The sequence below is a fragment of the Microbacterium lacticum genome, from assembly GCF_006716815.1.
Taxonomy (GTDB): Bacteria; Actinomycetota; Actinomycetes; order Actinomycetales; family Microbacteriaceae; genus Microbacterium; species Microbacterium lacticum.
Genome location: NZ_VFPS01000009.1, coordinates 1 through 16,537 on the forward strand (window position 1 = coordinate 1; position 16,537 = coordinate 16,537).

At 72.7% G+C, this 16,537-nt stretch carries 17 protein-coding genes and 1 pseudogene; 11 read left to right on the plus strand and 7 right to left on the minus strand.

Going from position 1 to position 16,537, the window contains the following annotated elements:
- The first annotated feature begins 241 nt into the window (after positions 1-241).
- The gene (locus FHX68_RS14980; RefSeq protein WP_141380166.1) at positions 242-427 is read left to right on the plus strand and encodes a hypothetical protein; all 186 of its coding nucleotides are present in this window, start codon (positions 242-244) and stop codon (positions 425-427) included.
- Here FHX68_RS14980 and FHX68_RS16220 read toward each other — a convergent pair.
- Together FHX68_RS16220 and FHX68_RS14990 are read right to left on the minus strand one after the other, a co-directional pair.
- Complete coding sequence (locus FHX68_RS16220; RefSeq protein ID WP_255314016.1) at positions 387-1,100, minus strand: Pr6Pr family membrane protein; 714 nt, start codon at positions 1,098-1,100, stop codon at positions 387-389. The two genes, FHX68_RS14980 and FHX68_RS16220, sit on opposite strands and share 41 nt — an antisense overlap.
- Complete coding sequence (locus FHX68_RS14990) at positions 1,042-1,482, minus strand: siderophore-interacting protein (RefSeq protein WP_229661508.1); 441 nt, start codon at positions 1,480-1,482, stop codon at positions 1,042-1,044. The genes FHX68_RS16220 and FHX68_RS14990 overlap by 59 nt, the downstream gene beginning before the upstream one ends.
- A 132-nt stretch (positions 1,483-1,614) precedes the next feature.
- Between FHX68_RS14990 and FHX68_RS14995 the strand changes: the two genes are divergently transcribed.
- Genes FHX68_RS14995 through FHX68_RS15010 form a run of 4 tightly spaced genes read left to right on the plus strand, consistent with a single transcriptional unit; the run spans position 1,615 to position 5,396 of the window.
- Positions 1,615-2,607 (plus strand): siderophore ABC transporter substrate-binding protein, encoded by a 993-nt coding sequence (locus FHX68_RS14995; protein ID WP_141380165.1) that lies wholly within the window; start codon positions 1,615-1,617, stop codon positions 2,605-2,607.
- An 8-nt stretch (positions 2,608-2,615) separates the two neighbouring features.
- Positions 2,616-3,578 carry an ABC transporter permease gene (locus tag FHX68_RS15000; RefSeq protein WP_255314015.1) on the plus strand — a complete coding sequence of 321 codons (963 nt, stop codon included), beginning with the start codon at positions 2,616-2,618 and terminating at the stop codon, positions 3,576-3,578.
- A gap of 31 nt (positions 3,579-3,609) precedes the next feature.
- The gene (locus FHX68_RS15005) at positions 3,610-4,644 is read left to right on the plus strand and encodes an iron chelate uptake ABC transporter family permease subunit (RefSeq protein ID WP_141380186.1); all 1,035 of its coding nucleotides are present in this window, start codon (positions 3,610-3,612) and stop codon (positions 4,642-4,644) included.
- Positions 4,641-5,396 (plus strand): iron ABC transporter ATP-binding protein, encoded by a 756-nt coding sequence (locus FHX68_RS15010; protein ID WP_141380163.1) that lies wholly within the window; start codon positions 4,641-4,643, stop codon positions 5,394-5,396. Before FHX68_RS15005 ends, FHX68_RS15010 begins: the two co-directional genes overlap by 4 nt.
- A gap of 9 nt (positions 5,397-5,405) precedes the next feature.
- Here FHX68_RS15010 and FHX68_RS15015 read toward each other — a convergent pair whose 3' ends face one another.
- From FHX68_RS15015 to FHX68_RS15025, 3 genes are all read right to left on the minus strand, one after another.
- On the minus strand, positions 5,406-5,561 hold the full coding sequence (locus FHX68_RS15015; RefSeq protein WP_229661510.1) for a hypothetical protein: 156 nt from the start codon (positions 5,559-5,561) through the stop codon (positions 5,406-5,408).
- A 108-nt stretch (positions 5,562-5,669) separates the two neighbouring features.
- A complete protein-coding gene (locus tag FHX68_RS15020) occupies positions 5,670-6,665 on the minus strand; it encodes a DNA-3-methyladenine glycosylase family protein (protein WP_141380161.1) in 996 nt (331 codons plus the stop codon).
- Positions 6,666-7,024: 359 nt separating this feature from the next.
- Complete coding sequence (locus FHX68_RS15025; protein ID WP_141380160.1) at positions 7,025-7,774, minus strand: winged helix-turn-helix domain-containing protein; 750 nt, start codon at positions 7,772-7,774, stop codon at positions 7,025-7,027.
- Positions 7,775-8,235: 461 nt separating this feature from the next.
- On the opposite strand from FHX68_RS15025, the gene FHX68_RS15030 reads away from it, so the two are divergent.
- The 3 genes from FHX68_RS15030 (at position 8,236) to FHX68_RS15035 (ending at position 8,997) form a co-directional block, all read left to right on the plus strand.
- On the plus strand, positions 8,236-8,535 hold the full coding sequence (locus tag FHX68_RS15030; protein WP_141380159.1) for a GNAT family N-acetyltransferase: 300 nt from the start codon (positions 8,236-8,238) through the stop codon (positions 8,533-8,535).
- 106 nt (positions 8,536-8,641) lie between these two features.
- Positions 8,642-8,788, plus strand: a complete 147-nt coding sequence (locus tag FHX68_RS15390) for a hypothetical protein (protein WP_170214208.1) — start codon at positions 8,642-8,644, stop codon at positions 8,786-8,788.
- Positions 8,785-8,997, plus strand: a complete 213-nt coding sequence (locus FHX68_RS15035) for a hypothetical protein (protein ID WP_141380158.1) — start codon at positions 8,785-8,787, stop codon at positions 8,995-8,997. Before FHX68_RS15390 ends, FHX68_RS15035 begins: the two co-directional genes overlap by 4 nt.
- A 74-nt stretch (positions 8,998-9,071) precedes the next feature.
- Here FHX68_RS15035 and FHX68_RS15040 read toward each other — a convergent pair whose 3' ends face one another.
- A complete protein-coding gene (locus tag FHX68_RS15040; protein WP_229661511.1) occupies positions 9,072-9,953 on the minus strand; it encodes an alpha/beta fold hydrolase in 882 nt (293 codons plus the stop codon).
- A 70-nt stretch (positions 9,954-10,023) separates the two neighbouring features.
- Between FHX68_RS15040 and FHX68_RS15045 the strand changes: the two genes are divergently transcribed.
- From FHX68_RS15045 to FHX68_RS15055, 3 genes are all read left to right on the plus strand, one after another.
- On the plus strand, positions 10,024-11,490 hold the full coding sequence (locus FHX68_RS15045) for an MFS transporter (protein WP_141380157.1): 1,467 nt from the start codon (positions 10,024-10,026) through the stop codon (positions 11,488-11,490).
- 105 nt (positions 11,491-11,595) lie between these two features.
- Positions 11,596-12,768, plus strand: coding sequence for an exonuclease SbcCD subunit D (locus FHX68_RS15050; RefSeq protein ID WP_141380156.1), 1,173 nt, complete (start codon positions 11,596-11,598; stop codon positions 12,766-12,768).
- Positions 12,765-15,974 (plus strand): AAA family ATPase, encoded by a 3,210-nt coding sequence (locus FHX68_RS15055; RefSeq protein ID WP_141380155.1) that lies wholly within the window; start codon positions 12,765-12,767, stop codon positions 15,972-15,974. Before FHX68_RS15050 ends, FHX68_RS15055 begins: the two co-directional genes overlap by 4 nt.
- 121 nt (positions 15,975-16,095) lie before the next feature.
- Here the strand turns inward: FHX68_RS15055 and FHX68_RS15395 are convergent.
- Positions 16,096-16,537: pseudogene (locus FHX68_RS15395) on the minus strand (FUSC family protein); the annotation flags it as partial.

Here is a 16,537-nt window from a genome sequence, read left to right on the forward strand (position 1 = left end):
GGCCTCGAGCGCGGCCGGCTCTGGGGCGGCGACCCCGACACGCACGAAGAGATGTGACGCGGGCCGCCGGGCGGGCGGGTCGTGTGGCGCCGCCGCCGGCGGTATGCGCGGCCGCGCAGGCGGGCCATCCGACTCGGGCTACTACGGCTGCCCGGGCGGGTCAATCCCCCTGACGGCGGCCGGTGCGGAGCTTACGGTGGCCGCAGACGCGGCCGCGCGGCCGCGAGAAGCGGAGGGCGCGATGAGCGACCAGACTTTCGAGCAGCCGGCGGATGCCCCGGACTCGGACGACACCGAGGTGACCACGGAGCCCGGCGGGCTCGGCGACGACGGCACGATCCCGCCCGACCCCGACGGCGTGGCCGCCGGGCACACCGGCGAGGCCTCTACGTTCGAGCCGGAAGAGGACGAGGCCGCGCCCGCGTGAGCAGGCGGTCGAGGCCGTAATAGACGTAGCCGACACCGATGAGGGCCACGGTGAGGCCGGCGATCCACGCGATGACGCCGCCGACGCCGTTCACCGAGGCATCCATGAACGGGTACGGCACGGTCGTTCCGCCGCCGAAGCGGCCGCCCGCCGAACTGTAGGTGAAGGCGAACGCGAGATACGCGTAGGGGATCAGCGCCCAGAGGAGGGGGTCGTACGGCTTGATGGCGCCCTTCGGGATGAACAGCAGCCAGTCGACGATGACGAGTGCGGGCGTGATGATGTGCACGAGGTTGTCGGTGAGCGTGAACGGTTGATACGCGCCGGGCTGGGTGAACAGTGACGGCGCCAGCACGAAGAGGTAGATGAGCATCGTGACGGTGATCGCAGGCCCGACACCCGCGCGATCCCGAGCAGGATGACGAAGGAGGCGACGGCCCGGTAGGGGAACGCGCGGTCGAGGTCGAGGCCCCAGCGGTCGCGCAGCAGCGCGCGCCCGACCTTGACGATCGACTGCTCCGCGGCGATGAACGCGAAGCCGTCGCCGGTGGGGCGGTCGGCGGTGGTGAGGGCGGCGAGGCGGTCGGCGAGCACCGTGCCGGCCGTGGCATCCATCAGGTGCGTGAACCGGCGCATGGCGGGAACGGCGGTCTCGTCGCCGGCGAGCAACCACGCGTCGGGGCGCCCCGTGAGCACGAGCGAACCGCGGGGCCCGCCCACTCCGGCGGGCGCGCCGATCTCGGCGCACGCCGCCCACGGCGCAGCGATCCCTTCCGTGGCGGCCTGGTCGTGTCCGCCGTGATCGCGAACTCGAGGTCGAGCCAGCCCCCGTCGGCGTCCCAGGCGAGCGGGGTGTATTCGCGGCTCGGGGCGGCGCGCAGCTCGTCGACGCTCGCCGGCTCGCCTCCCGGGAAGAACACGCGGATGTGGTCGTCGGAGCCGGGGGAGTCGAAGCCGCGCAGATCGGCTCCCTCGGGGCGGATCCGTACGTACTCGGGCGTCAGCCACTGCCGTGCGGCGAGGCGCGCGAAGCGGAAGCGCAGCTCGTTGCCCACCCGGGTAAGCCCGAAAGAGGGGGCGCGACGGGCGGGGCCGGGTTCGACGAAGTCATGTGGTTAGGATAGCCTTGCCTGGCTCGGCGCGCGCCGCCGGGCATCCCCATCACCGCACCGAAAGATACGTCACGCATGCCTTCGACACGTGCTCGCTCATTCCTGCTCTCCTCCGCCGCGCTCCTGTCCGCGGTGACTCTGGCCGGCTGCGCCGGTTCCGCGACCCCGGCGGCGTCGTCCCCCGAGACCGCCCCGACCTCGGTCACGGTGACCGACAACCACGGCGAGCAGACCGTCGCGGTGCCGCCGCAGCGCGTCGTGGCGACCGACAACCGCACCATCACGGTGCTCGATGACTGGGGCGTCGAGGTCGTCGCCGCGCCGCTCGACATCTTCCCCGCCGACCTCTCGTACAAGGAGGAGGGCTCGAAGACGGTCAACATCGGCAACCACGGCGAGCCGAACCTCGAAGCCGTCGTCGCCGCCGACCCCGACCTGATCGTCAACGGCCAGCGCTTCGCCTCGTACTACGGCGACTTCCAGACCCTCGCGCCCAACGCGACGATCGTCGAGCTCGACCCGCGCGAGGGCGAGGCGTTCGACGCCGAGCTGAAGCGCCAGGTCACCGTGCTCGGCGAGATCTTCGGCAAGCAGAAGGAGGCGGCGAAGCTCGTGGCCGACTTCGAGAAGTCGATCGAGCGCGTCACCGCGGCCTACGACAAGAACGACACCGTCATGGCCGTGATCACCTCGGGCGGCGAGATCAACTACGCGGCTCCGTCGACCGGCCGCACGCTCGGCCCGGTGTTCGATGTGCTCGGCCTCACGCCCGCGCTCACCACCGACGGCTCGACCGACCACCAGGGCGACGACATCTCGGTCGAAGCGATCGCCGCCTCGAACCCCGACTGGATCCTCGTGATGGACCGGGATGCCGGGGTCAGCGCGAACACGGACGAGTCCTATACTCCGGCCAACGACCTCATCGGGTCGTCGGAGGCGCTGAAGAACGTCCCCGCCGTCACGAACAAGCACATCGTCTACATGCCGGCGGGCACCTACTTGAACGAGGGCATCGTCACGTACACGACCTTCTTCAACTCGTTCGCCGACGCGCTCGAAAGCTGAGGCGCCGCGTGCAGCGCGCTCGGCAGCGGCTCCTCACGTGGCCGCTGCTGGGCGGGCTCGCCGTCGTCATCGTCCTCGTCGCGGCCTCGCTCATGGTCGGCGTGTACGACGTGTGGGGGGCACCGGGCGGTGGAGAGATGTTCCTCATCACCCGCGTGCCCCGCACCGTCGCGCTCGTGCTGGCGGGCGCGGGGATGGCGATGTGCGGGCTCGTCATGCAGATGCTCACTCAGAACCGGTTCGTCGAGCCGACGACCACCGGAACGACCGAGTGGGCGGGGCTCGGCCTGCTGGTCGTCATGCTCCTCTTCCCCGACGCACCGCTCATGGCGCGGATGGTCGGGGCGGTGGCGGCGGCCTTCGTCGGCACCATGATCTTCTTCCTGTTCCTCCGCCGCGTCGTGCTGACGTCGTCGGTGATCGTGCCGATCGTCGGAATGATGCTCGGCGCCATCGTGGGGGCCGTCTCCACCTTCATCGCCCTGTCGACCCACACGCTGCAGAGCATGGCGATCTGGTTCACGGGATCGTTCACCTCGGTGCTGCGCGGCCAGTACGAGCCGCTCTGGATCGTGCTGTTCGTCGTGATCGCGATCTTCATCGCCGCCGACCGCTTCACGATCGCGGGGCTCGGTAAGGAGGTCGCGACCGGCGTGGGCGTCGACTACGACCGGGTCGTGCTCATCGGCACCGGCCTCATCGCGCTCGCGGCGGGCGTCGTCACCGTCGTCGTCGGAAACCTGCCCTTCCTCGGGCTGATCGTCCCCAACGTCGTCTCGCTCATCCGCGGCGACGACCTGCGCTCGAACCTCCCGTGGGTCGCGCTCGGGGGCATCGCGCTCGTCACGGCGTGCGACATCGTCGCGCGCGTCATCAACATGCCCTTCGAGGTGCCGGTCTCCCTCATTCTCGCGATGATCGGGTCGGTCGTGTTCATCCTCCTCCTGCTGAGGCAGCGTCGCCGTGCCTGAGATCCCCGCCGCCCCGTCCATCGCCGCGTCGATGCGCCCCGCCACCTCGCCGCGAAGCGCGCCGCCGCGCCGGACCCTGCCGTTCGCGACCGCCGCGCGCGGGCGCCGGTACGCGATCGTCATGACCGTGCTGGTCGCCCTCGCCGTCGCGGTGGCCGCCGGCATCTTCGCGTGGGAGAACCCGATGCCGCTCGGCAGCGACGGCTTCTGGCGCATCGCCCAGCTGCGCGTGACGAGCCTCATCGTCATCGTCGTGGTCGCGTTCTGCCAGGGCATCGCGACGATCGCCTTCCAGACGGTCACCGCCAACCGCATCGTGACGCCCTCGCTCCTCGGCTTCGAGTCGCTCTACACCGCGATCTCGACCGCCGCGATCTTCTTCTTCGGCGTCTCGGGCGCCCTCGCCGTGCAGGGCGTCGGAGCCTATCTCGCGCAGGTCGCGGTGATGCTGCTGTTCTCCGGCATCCTCTACGGCTTGCTCCTGTCGGGGCGGCGCGCGAACGTGCAGATCATGCTGCTCGTCGGGATCATCCTCGGTGGAGCGCTCGCGGCGTTCTCGACCTTCCTGCAGCGCCTGCTGACACCGACCGAGTTCGACCTGCTGACCGCACGTCTCATCGGCTCGGTCGCGAATGCGGATGCCACGTACCTCCCGATCGCGATCCCGCTCGCCGCGATCGCCGTGGTCGCCCTGATGTGGGGCGCCCGGCGGCTCGACGTGCTCGCCCTCGGCCGACCCGTCGCGCTCGGGCTCGGCTCACCGCACCGCCGCGACGCGATCCTCACTCTCCTCGCCGTCTCGGTGCTCATGGCGGTGTCGACCTCGCTCATCGGCCCGATGACGTTCTTCGGCTTCCTCGTCGCGATGCTCACCTATCAGCTCGCCGACACGTACTCCCATCGGCGCATGTTCGCGATGGCGTGGCTCGTCGGATTCGTCGTGCTCGGCGGCGCCTACGTCGTCCTCAAGCACGTGTTCTACGCGGCGGGGTCGGTCGGCATCATCGTCGAGATCGTCGGCGGTACGTTCTTCCTCGTCTTCCTCCTCCGAAAGGGGCGCCTGTGATCTCGCTGACCGGCATCGAGAAGCGCTACAGCACGCACGTCGCGATCGGCCCGATCGACGTCGACCTGCCCGCGGGCGGCATCACCGCCCTCATCGGCCCGAACGGCGCCGGCAAGTCGACGCTGCTCACGATGATCGGCCGACTGCTCGAGGCCGACGCCGGCACGATCTCGATCGCCGGCCACGACGTGGCATCCACCAAGTCTCGGGAGCTCGCGAAGGTCGTCGCGATCCTGCGGCAGGAGAACCACTTCGTCACCCGGCTCACCGTGCGCCAGCTCGTCGGGTTCGGGCGCTACCCGTACTCGCGAGGGCGGTTGACGGTCGACGACGAGGCGATCATCGACCGGTCGATCGACTTCCTGGGCCTCGCCGAGCTCGAAGGCCGCTACCTCGACGAGCTCTCCGGCGGGCAGCGTCAGCGCGCCTACGTCGCGATGGTGCTCGCGCAGGACACCGACTACGTGCTGCTCGACGAGCCGCTGAACAACCTCGACATCCAGCACGCGGTGCAGATGATGCGGCACCTGCACCGGGCGGCCACCGAGCTCGGCCGGACGATCGTCGTGGTGCTGCACGACATCAACTTCGCCGGGCACTACGCCGACCGCGTGTGCGCGATGAAGGACGGCGCCGTCGTCGCGTTCGGCACGCCCGACGAGATCGTGCAGCCGGACGTGCTCACCGAGATCTTCGACACCCCGGTGGAAGTGATCGAGGGGCCGCGCGGCCCGCTCGCCGTCTATTACTGAGCGGGCGCGTCAGAGCTGCGCGCCGTCGTCCCACGGGTCGTGCGGACCGGGGTTCCGGCCCCGCCACGACTCGTAGGCGATGAGCCACCCGATCGACAGCAGCACGGCGAGCGGGAGGCCGAGCCAGATACTGCCAAACACCTGCCCGAACACGACGCCGAGCACGAGCAGGGCGATACTGCCGAACAGCCACCCCCAGCGTCCGCGGGGCCAGCCGGTCTTCTCGGAGTCGGAGAGGCTGATGCGCTCAGCGTAGACGCCCGCGGGGCACCGTCACCTGCCGCGGTGGTCTTCGGGGGCGAGCCGGGGGCCGCGGCGCGGCTCGAAGGCGCCGCTCAGCATGATGAGTCGGATGACCCGCTGCCGGTGGCCGCGCCACGGCTCGAGCAGCTCGACCATCCCGTCGTCATCGACGCGGTGGCCGGTGAGGGCGTAGCCCACCTGGTGGGCGAGGTGGTAGTCGCCCACGCTCACGGCATCCGCGTCGCCGTAGGCGCGGATGCGCGTCTCGGCGCTCGTCCAGAGGCCGACGCCCGGCAGGCTCGTGAGCACGCGGTCGCGGTCGGCGCCCGATGCCGCCGCGTCGGCCGCGCGTTCGATCGACGGGCGCCGACGGGCGGCGGCGACGACGGTGCGCGACTGCGGCGGCTCGAGCCCGGCACGGTGCCACGTCCAGCTGGGGATCAGGTGCCAGTCGGCCGGCGGCGCGAACATGGGTCGCGGGGTGGGGCCGGGGGCGCGCTCGCCGCACCAGGTGAGGATCATCCGCCACGCGCCGAATGCCTGCAGTCCGGTCACCTTCTGCTCGAAGATCGCGCTGACGAGGGCGTCGAAGAGGAGGTCGGTGCGGCCGATGCGCAGCTGCGGATGCCGGTGGTGCACGCTCGCGACGAGCGGATGGCCGCCCGTGTCGAAGTCGCTCGGGTCGTCGCCGTCGCCGCACAGGCGCGGCACCTGGTCGAGCGCCCAGGCGGCACCGGGTCCCCACGCCGCGGCGCGCACGCGCGTGCGCTCGACGCGCAGGGCGAGCGTCGCGACGCCCTCCGGCGTGCGGCTCACCCGCCAGATCACCCCCTGATGCTCGGTGTGGGCCGGGTCGTGCGCTCCGCGCTGGTGCGCCGCCAGCGCCCGGCGCACGTCGATCGGCACGCGCGGGCGGAACTCGGTCTCGCGGGGCGGGCCGGCGGGCGGGCGGGGGTCGCGGGCCGCCGCGGGGCGAGGGCGGCGCGCAGAAGCGTGCGCCTGAGGCAGCCACTCCCGCGTCGTCATGCCGTCACCCTACGTCACGACCTCCGACACCCGGGCACGGGCTGTGGCTCGCGCCCGCCGGGGCCCCTGCGGCGGCCGGTGGTCACCATTCGTCGGATCGGTGGTGCTGGTGGAGCCTGCCGGGTCGCGTTGGTCTACTCCTGCCCCACCGGTCCGGCGGGTGAGGAGGTGCCGCCGGCCGCGCGGTCAGAAACGGTCGGTCGCGGCGGCTGCCTCGTCGCCGGCGGGGAGCGGGGGCCCCTCGGCGGCCGGTGGTCACCATTCGTCGGATCGGTGGTGCTGGTGGCGGCTGCCGGGGCGCGTTGGTCTACTCCTGCCCCACCGATCCGGCGGGTGAGGAGGTGCCGCCCGCTGCGCGGTCAGAAACGGTCGGGCGAGGGCGTGCCGTGGCCGAAGCGGATGACGACGTCGGCGTGCCGGTCGAACCGGTAGCCGATGCCGCGCACCGTGCGCACGATGTCCTCGTAGCGGCCGAGCTTGGCGCGCAGGCGCCGCACGTGCACGTCGATCGTGCGCTCGCCGGGCACCTCGTCGCCGTCGGCGTGGCTCCACAGCGACGACACCAGCTCGGTGCGCTCGATCGTGCGGCCCTCGCGCAGCACGAGGTACTGCAGCAGCTCGAACTCCTTGAAGGTGAGCGACGACGGCTCGCTGTCGATGTGCACGCGCCGACGCGAGATGTCGATCGTGACGCCGCCGGGCACGTGGTCGTCGTCGGGGGTGTCGGCCTTGGTGCGGGCGACGGCGCTCGGCTCGTGCAGCGCGAGGCGGACGACGTCGACGTCGCGCCCGCCGGCGTGGGCGGGGGCGAGCGCGACGGTGGCGTAGCTCTCGGCCCGCGGGGCGAGCTCGGCGAGCGTCTGGCGGAGCGCCGTGACGATCGTCGCGAGCGAGACGCCGTCGGTGGCAGCCTTCAGCTCGTCGAGGCCGACGTAGAGGGCGAAGCCACGCGGGGCGGTGCCGGCGGGCACGCCGGTGGCCGCCGTCGTGGTGGCCTCGGGCGCCGGAGCGGGCGGCGCGACGCGGGCCGGCGCGGGGGCGTCGACGAGAGCGTGCAGGTGGCGGGACGGGGCTGTCGGAGCGGGGGCGAGCAGAGCGGTGTTCGACACGAGATGGTCCTTTGGGGCGGAACCCGGGCGGTGCGCCAAGAGAACGGGTTCGGGCGTGTGCTGCAGAGTCGGCGCTGCTCCCGAGGGGAGGGCCGGTGTGCGAGGCATCCGTCATCCGCATTGTGTGCGGAACGCGTCGGTGACTCGGGGGTCGGCGCTCCTGATCTTCTGGATGAGACGTCAGAAGCGGAGGGCGGACCCGGCGGGGATGACCGTCAGATACACATTCGGCAACACATGGCAACGCGCGGCATCATGATGCCGGCAGTTCCGTTCGCCTCCCGGGCGGACAGAGTGCGTGCGTTGTCAGTCATGGGGCGATTATGACGAACCGAGTCACGATGTGTCAAACCGCACGGATGCCGCGCCGTGAAGATGACGCAATGTGACAGATTGCTCAGCCGCCCGCCCCGCGGTGCGTGGCGGGCCGGATTGTCAGGGACCGGGCGTAGCGTGGAGGGATGACCGCGTTCCGTTTCGCGAATGAGAAGGATGCCTCGCGCTACACCCTGCACAAGGGCTCCGACCTCGTCAGTGTGCTCGACTACCGCGACGACGGGCGCACGATCGCCCTCACCCGCGCCTACACGATCCCGACCTTCCGGGGCCACGGGTACGCGGGCCAGGTCGTCGCCCGCGCCGTCGCCGAGATCGAGGAGCGCGGCGACCGCGTCGTGAGCCCCGTGTGCTGGTACGTCGCGGACTGGTTCGAGGCGAACCCCGGCCACGACGAGCTGCTGGCGCCGCGCCGAGCGAGCTGAGAGCTACCCTCGCCCCGACCGCCCGTCAAGCCCCTGCCCGACGGCCGTATCCGCCCGCACACTGAAGGCGCGGCGGGCGACCACGTCGTCGCGGAAGGGGCACGACATGGCGCACGACGAGCACACCGATGGGGACCGGACGGGAGACCCCGGACGAGGCCGGAACGACGATCTACCGGAGGGCGTGATCGACGCCGCACCGGCGACCGGCTGGGAGAGCGCCGAGGACGCCGCAGCGGAGGAGCGCGCATGAGCGAGGAGACCCAGGACGAGCCGGCCCTCGATCAGCACGAGACCACCGAACAGGAGCGCCTGGACGGCGTGATCGCGCAACTGCGCGCCGACGTCGCCGGTGAGGATGCGGCGGTCGTGGAGACCGCCGTGCGGCGGCGGCTCGACGACACGGGCATCGCGGCGGAGGAAGAGCTCATCGCGCGACTGGTCGCGGAGCTCGCGGGCTGAGCCGCGCTCACCCCTCGAGCCGCGCCCGTCGGCGGGGCCGAACGCGGGCGTCGCGCCGGGCGGCGCCCGCATGATCAGGTCTCGGCGAGCCAGCGGCGGATCTCCGCCGCGGCGGGCCCGGCCGTGCGGATCAGCGTCTCGTGGTGGTGCCCCTCGATCACGAACGGCGTGGCGTCGGGAATCCCAGCGACGACCTCGTCGAACCATGCCTGTGGGACGACGACGTCGAGCTCGCCGCGGACGACGAGCGTCGGCGCCGTGATCTTCGGGTGGGCGTCCTCGGGGCGGTGCACGAGCATCGCCTGCATCTTGCGTCCGAGGTTGGGCCCCGCGTGGAGGTACTCGCGGGCGCCGAGCAGGAGCACCTTGCCGCTCTCGCCGAGGAGGTCGCGGCCGAGTCGCCAGAGCTGCACCAGCGCGCGGCGGTGCCGGCGGTCGACGGTGGGCGCGACGAGAACCAGCCGGTCGACGAGGTCGGGATGGCGCACCGCGACCTCGGTGACGACCTGCGTGCCCATCGAGTGTCCGAGGAGCAACGCCGGGCCGCGACCCAGGTGCCGGAGGTAGGCGGCGACGAGATCGGCGAGGCGCTCGATCGTGGGAGTGCGCGGCGGCTCGGGCGCATCGCCGTAGCCGGGCAGGTCGACGGCGACGACGACGGCGCCCTCCTCGACGCGCTGCACGAGGTCGGCGAACACCTTCCGACCCATACCGATCCCGTGGACGAGCAGAACGGTGCGGGGCGCGGGCGCCTCGCCCCGGCGCTCGGCGATCAGCGTCGAGCCGTCGTACGTGAACTCCTCGATCTCGCCGTCGTCGGGCCGCACGCCGGTCGCCTCGTCGATCGCGCGGTCGACCTTCTCGGCGACGTCCGCCGAGGCATCCTTCACCGCCTCGGTCACCGTCTCGGCCGCGGATTCTGCGGTCGTCTGCGGGGAGTTGTCGTCGGATGCCACGCACCGAGGCTACCCGGCCGCGGAAGCGGCCCCGACCCGAGCCCGGTGCGACAGGCATAGCCTGATCCTGATGACCTCTCCCGCCACCTCCAGCATCCCGCTCGATCACGGCCAGCGCTGGCGCGCGTTCTGGGTGTGCGTCTCGGTCGCCGCCCTCACGATCCTCGACCTCAGCAAGGTCAACGTGGCGCTCCCGTCGATCGAGGCGGCGTTCGGCGCGGCATCCACCCAGCTGCAGATCGTGGTGTCGGGGTACGTGCTGATGTTCGGGCTCGCGCTCGTGCCGTTCGGGCGGCTCGGCGACCAGCGTTCGCGGCGGCAGCTGTTCATCATCGGCCTGAGCCTGTTCACGATCACCTCGATCGTGTGTGCGCTCGCGCCGACGATCGAGATCCTGATCGCCGGCCGGCTGCTGCAGGGTCTCGCCGCCGGCATCCAGATGCCGCAGGTCATCGGCACGATCCAGCAGATCTTCACGGGCAAGGAGCGCGGCCGCGCGTTCGGCCTGTTCGGGGCGACGATCGGCATCGCGACGGCGTTCGGCCCGACGCTCGGCGGGCTCATGATCGCCCTCGGCGGCGCGCAGGACGGCTGGCGCTGGATCTTCTGGATGAACGTGCCGCTGTGTCTCGCGGTGCTCGCCGGCGTCGTCTTCCTGCTGCCCCGCACCCGCACGCCCACGCCCGGGAGGCTGCAGCTCGATCCGATCGGCCTCGTGCTGTTCGGCGTCATGATCGTGACCCTCATGTGGCCGTTCCTGTTCACGACGGGCTCGCCCGACGACGACCCGCGGCGGTGGTGGTCGCTGGTCGTCTTCGTCGTGTTCGCCGCGGCGTTCGTCTGGTGGGAACGGCGGTACGCCGCATCCGGCAAGGCGCCGCTCATCCCGGTCGCGCTCTTCACGATCGCGTCGTACCGCAACGGCACGCTGATCGCGACGACGTATTTCACCGCGATGCCGGCACTCTTGCTGCTGACCACGCTGTTCCTGCAGCTGGGGGTGGGCCTCGAGCCCGTGTTCGCGGGCATGGTGTCGATCGGCTTCGCGCTCGCGAGCGCCGTCAGCGCCTGGTACGGCGGCAACCTCGTCGGCCGTCTCGGACGGCCGCTGGTGGTCTGGGGCCTCGGCATCGTGCTGGTCTCGGTGGTCGTGCTGACGGTGGTCGCGTACACGGTGCCGGCCGGCGTGGTCGCCTATGCGATGGCCGGCGTGATGTTCGTCGCGGGCATCGGGGCGGGCCTCGTCGTCGCGCCGAACCAGACGCTGACCCTCGCCGAGATCCCCACCCGCTCGGGCGGCCTCGCGGGCTCCGTCGGCCAGCTCGGCCAGCGGATCGGGACGGCGGTCGGGACGGCCGTCGCCCTGTCGCTGTTCTACGCCGCGATCTACCGCGACAAGGATGCCGGGCGCGCGGGCCTCGACGTCTACCACGACGCCTACGCCTTCGGCATGATCTCGGTCGCGCTGTTCGTCGCGCTGGCGTTCCTCCTCGGCGTGATCGACCTCGCCTCGCGACGGCGCGCCCGCGGGCGCTGAAGGCCGGGTTCGCGCGGCGGGGTTCGTGCGGCGGGGTTCGCGCGGCGGGGGTTTTACGCGGCGGGGCGGCCGGGCGATGTCGGGGGCCCGACCTACCGTGGAAGCATGCGCATCCTGCACACCTCCGACTGGCACATCGGGCGGACCTTCCACGGTCACTCCACGCTCGAGGCGCTGCGCGGCGTGCTCGAGGCGCTGACCGCGCAGGTGCGCGAGCACGGCGTCGACGTCGTGATCGTCGCGGGCGACGTGTTCGACTCGGGCACGCCCGCGGCGGCCTGCTATTCGCTGCTGTCCGACACCCTCCGCGCGCTCGCCGGCACCGGCGCCGAGGTCATCGTCACGAGCGGCAACCACGACTCCGCGGCCCGGCTGGGGTTTCAGTCGGGACTCTTGCGCGACGGCATCCACGTGCTCACCGATCCCGCCGCCGTCGGCACGCCGATCACCGTGACCGATGCGCACGGACCGGTGCACATCTACGGCATCCCGTTCCTCGAGCCCGCGCTGCTGCGCCACGTCTGGCCCGGCGTGACGTCGCAGGCGGGGGTGCTCGGTCACGCGATGGATCTCGTGCGCGCCGACCTGGCGGAGCGTGCGGGCCTCACCGACCCGGCCGGGCCGATGCGGTCGGTCGCGATCGCGCACTGCTTCGCGGCGGGGGTCGCGCCGACGCCGCATCTGGAGCGCGACATCCAGCAGGGCGGCCTCGACGTCGTTCCGCTCGAGACCTTCGCCGGAGTCGACTACATGGCCCTCGGGCACATCCACGGGCGCCAGCAGCTCTCGCCGCACATCCGGTACGCGGGCGCGCCGCTGCACTACGCGTTCGGCGAGGGTGACAAGCCGCGCGGGTCCTGGCTCGTCGAGCTGGATGCCGCGGGCTTCGCCGGTGCGCAGTGGCTCGACCTGCCCGTGCCGCGCCGTGTGGTGACGCTCCGCGCGCCGTTCGACGACCTGCTGACGGGTGCCGCGCACGCGGGCGCCGAGGATGCCTGGGTGTGCGCCGAGTACACCGACGCCCTGCCGCAGGCCGACGCGATGCGCCGCCTTCAGGAGCGCTTCCCGTTCTGCGCGAAGGTCGTGCACGCCCCGGGCGTCGTCCGCGAGGGCGACGGGCGCACCTACGCGCAGCGCGTGCGCGCCGCGCGCACCGATGCGGAGCTCGTCGAGGCGTTCCTCGGCCACGTGCGACCAGGAGAGGGCGTGAGCGAGCACGAGGCCGACATCCTGCGCGACGTGCTCGACGAGCGGGTGCGCGCGGAGGCGGTCGCGTGAGACTGCACACGCTCGAGCTGACCGGGTTCGGCCCGTTCCGCGAGACCCAGCGCGTCGATTTCGACGCCTTCGGCGACGACGGGGTGTTCCTCATCTCGGGGCGCACCGGCGCCGGCAAGTCGAGCATCCTCGACGGGGTCAGCTTCGCGCTGTACGGCACGGTGCCGCGCTACGACGGCGGTGAGAAGCGGCTGCGCAGCGACCACAGCGCGCTCACCGACCCGACCGAGGTGAGGCTCGAGTTCACGATCGGCGACACGCGGTGGCGCGTGACCCGGTCGCCCGAGTACGACCGGCCGGCCAAGCGCGGTGGCGGGCTCACCACCGAGATCGCGCGCGCCGTGCTCGAAGAGCAGGTCGACGGGGTGTGGGTCGGGCGCGCCGCGAAGCCGCGCGATGTCGGCGTCGCCCTCGGCGAGATGCTCGGGCTCGGGGCGCAGCAGTTCCAGCAGGTGATCCTGCTCGCGCAGAACAAGTTCTCGCGGTTCCTCCTGGCGCCCGGCGACGAGCGGCAGACGCTGCTGCGCGCCCTCTTCGGCACCCGCCGGTTCGAGCAGTACCGCGACGACCTCGAGCAGCGCCGCCGCGAGGCGCAGAAGACCCTCGCCGGTGCCACGACGCAGACCGAGACGCTCCTCGACCTCGCCGAGCGGATGGTCGAGGAGCAGACGCGGAGTGCGGCCGGCGGGGGCGAGGCGTCGGGTGCGGGGGCTGGGCGTGCGTTGGGCGGCGCCGAGGTGGGTGCTGGTGGTGGTGGTGGTGGAAGCGGGGCGGACTCTGGTGCCGAGGCTGACGTGGACTCTGGCTCCGACGTTGGAAGCGGTGCGGACTCTGGTGCCGAGGCTGACGTGGACTCTGGCTCCGACGTTGGAAGCGGGGCGGACTCTGGTGCCTATGGCGGCAGCGTGGACCCGGGTGCGGGCGATCTGTCGGCGCGCCGCGCGGCGCTGATCGTCGCGGTCAGCCGCGCCGACTACCGCATCGAGCAGGCCGCCGCCGTGCTCGCGAACGCCGAGGGGGCGCACCGCGACGCTCTCGCCGAGCACGGCGCGCTCGTCGAGCGCGACAAGCAGGGGCGTGAGCGCGCGGCCGTGCGCACGCGGCTCGCCGAGCTCGAGGCACGAGCGCCCGAGCGCGCCGTCGAGCGTGAGCGCCTCGAGCGCGCCCGCGCCGCCGAGGCGCTGCGTGCGCCCATCGACGCCGTCGAGCGCGCCGACACGCAGCGTCGTGCGGCCGAGGACGCGGCAGCTGGCGCGCTGGCGGAGTGGACGGCGTCGGGCGGCGAGGCATCCATCGACATCGCCGCTCGGATCGACGAACTCACCGCCGAGCTCGCGCGGTGGGAGGATGCGGGGGCGCTCGAGCGCGCGCAGGTGCCGCTGCTCGCCCGGCGCGACGCCGCCGCGGCCGCCGTGGCCGATGCCGACGTGGCGCTTGCGCAGCTCGACGCGCAGCTCGCGCTCATTCCCGCCCAGGCCCGTGACCTCGACGATGCGATCGCTGAGGCGCGCGCCGGCGCCGCCCGACAGGGCGACCTGCGCGTCCGCCGCGACGAGCTCGCCGTGCAGCACGCTGCGGCGGGCGAGGCTGCCGCGCTCGCCGAGCGCAGCGCCGCCGCCGAACAGGAACACCACGCCGCGAGCATCGCCGCCGCCGCCGCGGCCGGCGCCGTCACCGAGCTGCTGCAGCGCCGCCTTGCGGGGCACGCGGGGGAGCTCGCCGCTGCGCTCGTCGACGGCGAGCCCTGTGCCGTCTGCGGCGCGACCGCGCACCCCGCGCCCGCCACCGGGTCCGCCGAACCGGTCACCGACGAGGATCTCAGCGCGGCCGAACAGGAGCGGGAGCGCGCGGGAGCCAGCGCCGTCGCCGCCGCCGACGCAGCGCGCGCCCTGCGGGATCAGCTCGCCGCCGCCCGTGCCCGGGCGGGCGGAAACGACCTTTCCTCGCTCGTCGACGCCCTGGCATCCGCGGAGTCCGACCTCAACGCCGCCGACGCCGCGGTGCGCGACCTCGAGCAGTTGATCGCGAAGCGCGCCGAGCTCGACGAGCTCACCGCCGCGGCGCAGCGCGAGCGGGCAGCGCGCGCCGACCAGCGCGGAGCCGACCGTGAGGAGCACGCCGCGGCGGCCGCCGAGGCGACACGCGCGGAGACAGTGATCGTCGCCGCACGCGGCGATCACGCCAGCGTCGCCGCTCGGATCGAGGCCGGCGCCGCCGAGCGGATGCGCGCGGAGCGCCTCGCCGACTCCCGCGCCGCACTCGCGGAGCGCCGGCGCGCCGAAGAGACGACGCGAGCCGACTGCGACGCACGACTCGCGGGCAGCGGGTTCCCGACGATAGACGCGGCGCGGGCCGCGCTGCTGCCCGCCGCGGACGTCACCGATCTCGAGGAGCGGCTGGCCCGCGATGCCGCCGATCTCACCGCCACCCGCGCACGGCTGCTCGACCTCGAGGTCTCCGCGACCGGTGATGACGTCACCGCCGAGGCGCTCGCCGACTCGGCGGCGCGGCTCGCGAGTGCCGACACCGCGCGGAGCGCTGCGATCGCGGCCCTGCGCGGGGCGGAACTGGCCGCAGACGCGCTCCGCGACCTGTCGGAGCAGGTGGACGAGGCCGCCGCGCAGGTCGAGGAGATCGCCGATCGGGCGAGCGCCGTCACGCGCCTGGCCGACACCGTCGCCGGGCGCGCGCCGAACACGCTGAAGATGAACCTCGAGACCTTCGTGCTCGCGGCGGAACTGGAAGAGATCGTGGCGGCGGCCAACGTGCGGCTGACGGAGATGTCGTCGGGCCGCTACACGCTGCACCACTCCGACGCGCGGGCCGCGCGCGGGCGCGCGTCGGGGCTCGGCATCGAGGTGCTCGACGCGCACACCGGACGGCTCCGCAGCCCGCAATCGCTGTCCGGCGGCGAGACATTTCTCGCCTCGCTCGCTCTCGCCCTGGGGCTCGGCGAGGTCGTGACCTCACGCGCCGGTGGCATCCGGCTCGACACGCTCTTCGTCGACGAGGGGTTCGGGTCGCTCGACCCGGAGACCCTCGAGCTCGCGATGCGCACCCTCGACGAGCTGCGGGCGGGCGGGCGCACGGTCGGCGTCATCAGCCACGTCGAGGCGATGAAGGAGCAGCTGCCCGCGCAACTCGTCGTCGAGGCGACCCCGCAGGGCCCGAGCATCATCCGCCAGGCCGTCGCCGCCGACGCCTGAGCCCGGCACCCGCGCTCCGCCGCCGCGCCAGCTCGTGGCATCCGACTTGTGGTCAGTTGTTGCGGGGTCGCGGCGGGGGACGCCGCCACGAGTGACCAGAAGTTCGAGCCGAGGGCCGGGGTCAGGCCTCGGGGTGCGCGGCCAGGCCGTCGTGGATGCGTCGCAGGTCGACGAGGAGCGATCCGATCAGCATCCAGTGCGTCGGCGGCGCCGTGATCACCTCGAGCGGCCGGGTCAGCGCCGGCTCCTCGGCGGAGAGGTCGAGGTCGCCCGTCGACACCGCGAGGCGCAGATCGTGCGCGGCGCGGTGCAGCTGCTCGGCGATCGCCGTCGCGTAGCGGTCGCCCGCGATCGTGTCGTCGTAGTCGTCGACGAACGCGCGGGTCATCCCGGTCAGCTGCGTCGTGATCGCGAACAGGCGCCGCACATCGGTGCTGAGGGCCTCGACCTCCTCCGAGCTGCGACGGCGCCGCGGGTTCAACGCCAGCGACTCGTCTGCCTGCGTGATCGCCACCTCGGCCGCCGTCACCGAGCCGCGCAGCGCCCGCGCCTGCGCGAGCAGG

What these genes read in the sequence shown, in the direction of transcription:
- FHX68_RS14980 (WP_141380166.1), top strand. Translation starts at nt 242, where the DNA reads ATGAGCGACCAGACTTTCGAGCAGCCGGCGGATGCCCCGGACTCGGAC.
- FHX68_RS14995 (WP_141380165.1), top strand. Translation starts at nt 1,615, where the DNA reads ATGCCTTCGACACGTGCTCGCTCATTCCTGCTCTCCTCCGCCGCGCTC.
- FHX68_RS15005 (WP_141380186.1), top strand. Translation starts at nt 3,610, where the DNA reads ATGCGCCCCGCCACCTCGCCGCGAAGCGCGCCGCCGCGCCGGACCCTG.
- FHX68_RS15020 (WP_141380161.1), bottom strand. Translation starts at nt 6,665, where the DNA reads ATGACGACGCGGGAGTGGCTGCCTCAGGCGCACGCTTCTGCGCGCCGC.
- FHX68_RS15030 (WP_141380159.1), top strand. Translation starts at nt 8,236, where the DNA reads ATGACCGCGTTCCGTTTCGCGAATGAGAAGGATGCCTCGCGCTACACC.
- FHX68_RS15390 (WP_170214208.1), top strand. Translation starts at nt 8,642, where the DNA reads ATGGCGCACGACGAGCACACCGATGGGGACCGGACGGGAGACCCCGGA.
- FHX68_RS15035 (WP_141380158.1), top strand. Translation starts at nt 8,785, where the DNA reads ATGAGCGAGGAGACCCAGGACGAGCCGGCCCTCGATCAGCACGAGACC.
- FHX68_RS15045 (WP_141380157.1), top strand. Translation starts at nt 10,024, where the DNA reads ATGACCTCTCCCGCCACCTCCAGCATCCCGCTCGATCACGGCCAGCGC.
- FHX68_RS15050 (WP_141380156.1), top strand. Translation starts at nt 11,596, where the DNA reads ATGCGCATCCTGCACACCTCCGACTGGCACATCGGGCGGACCTTCCAC.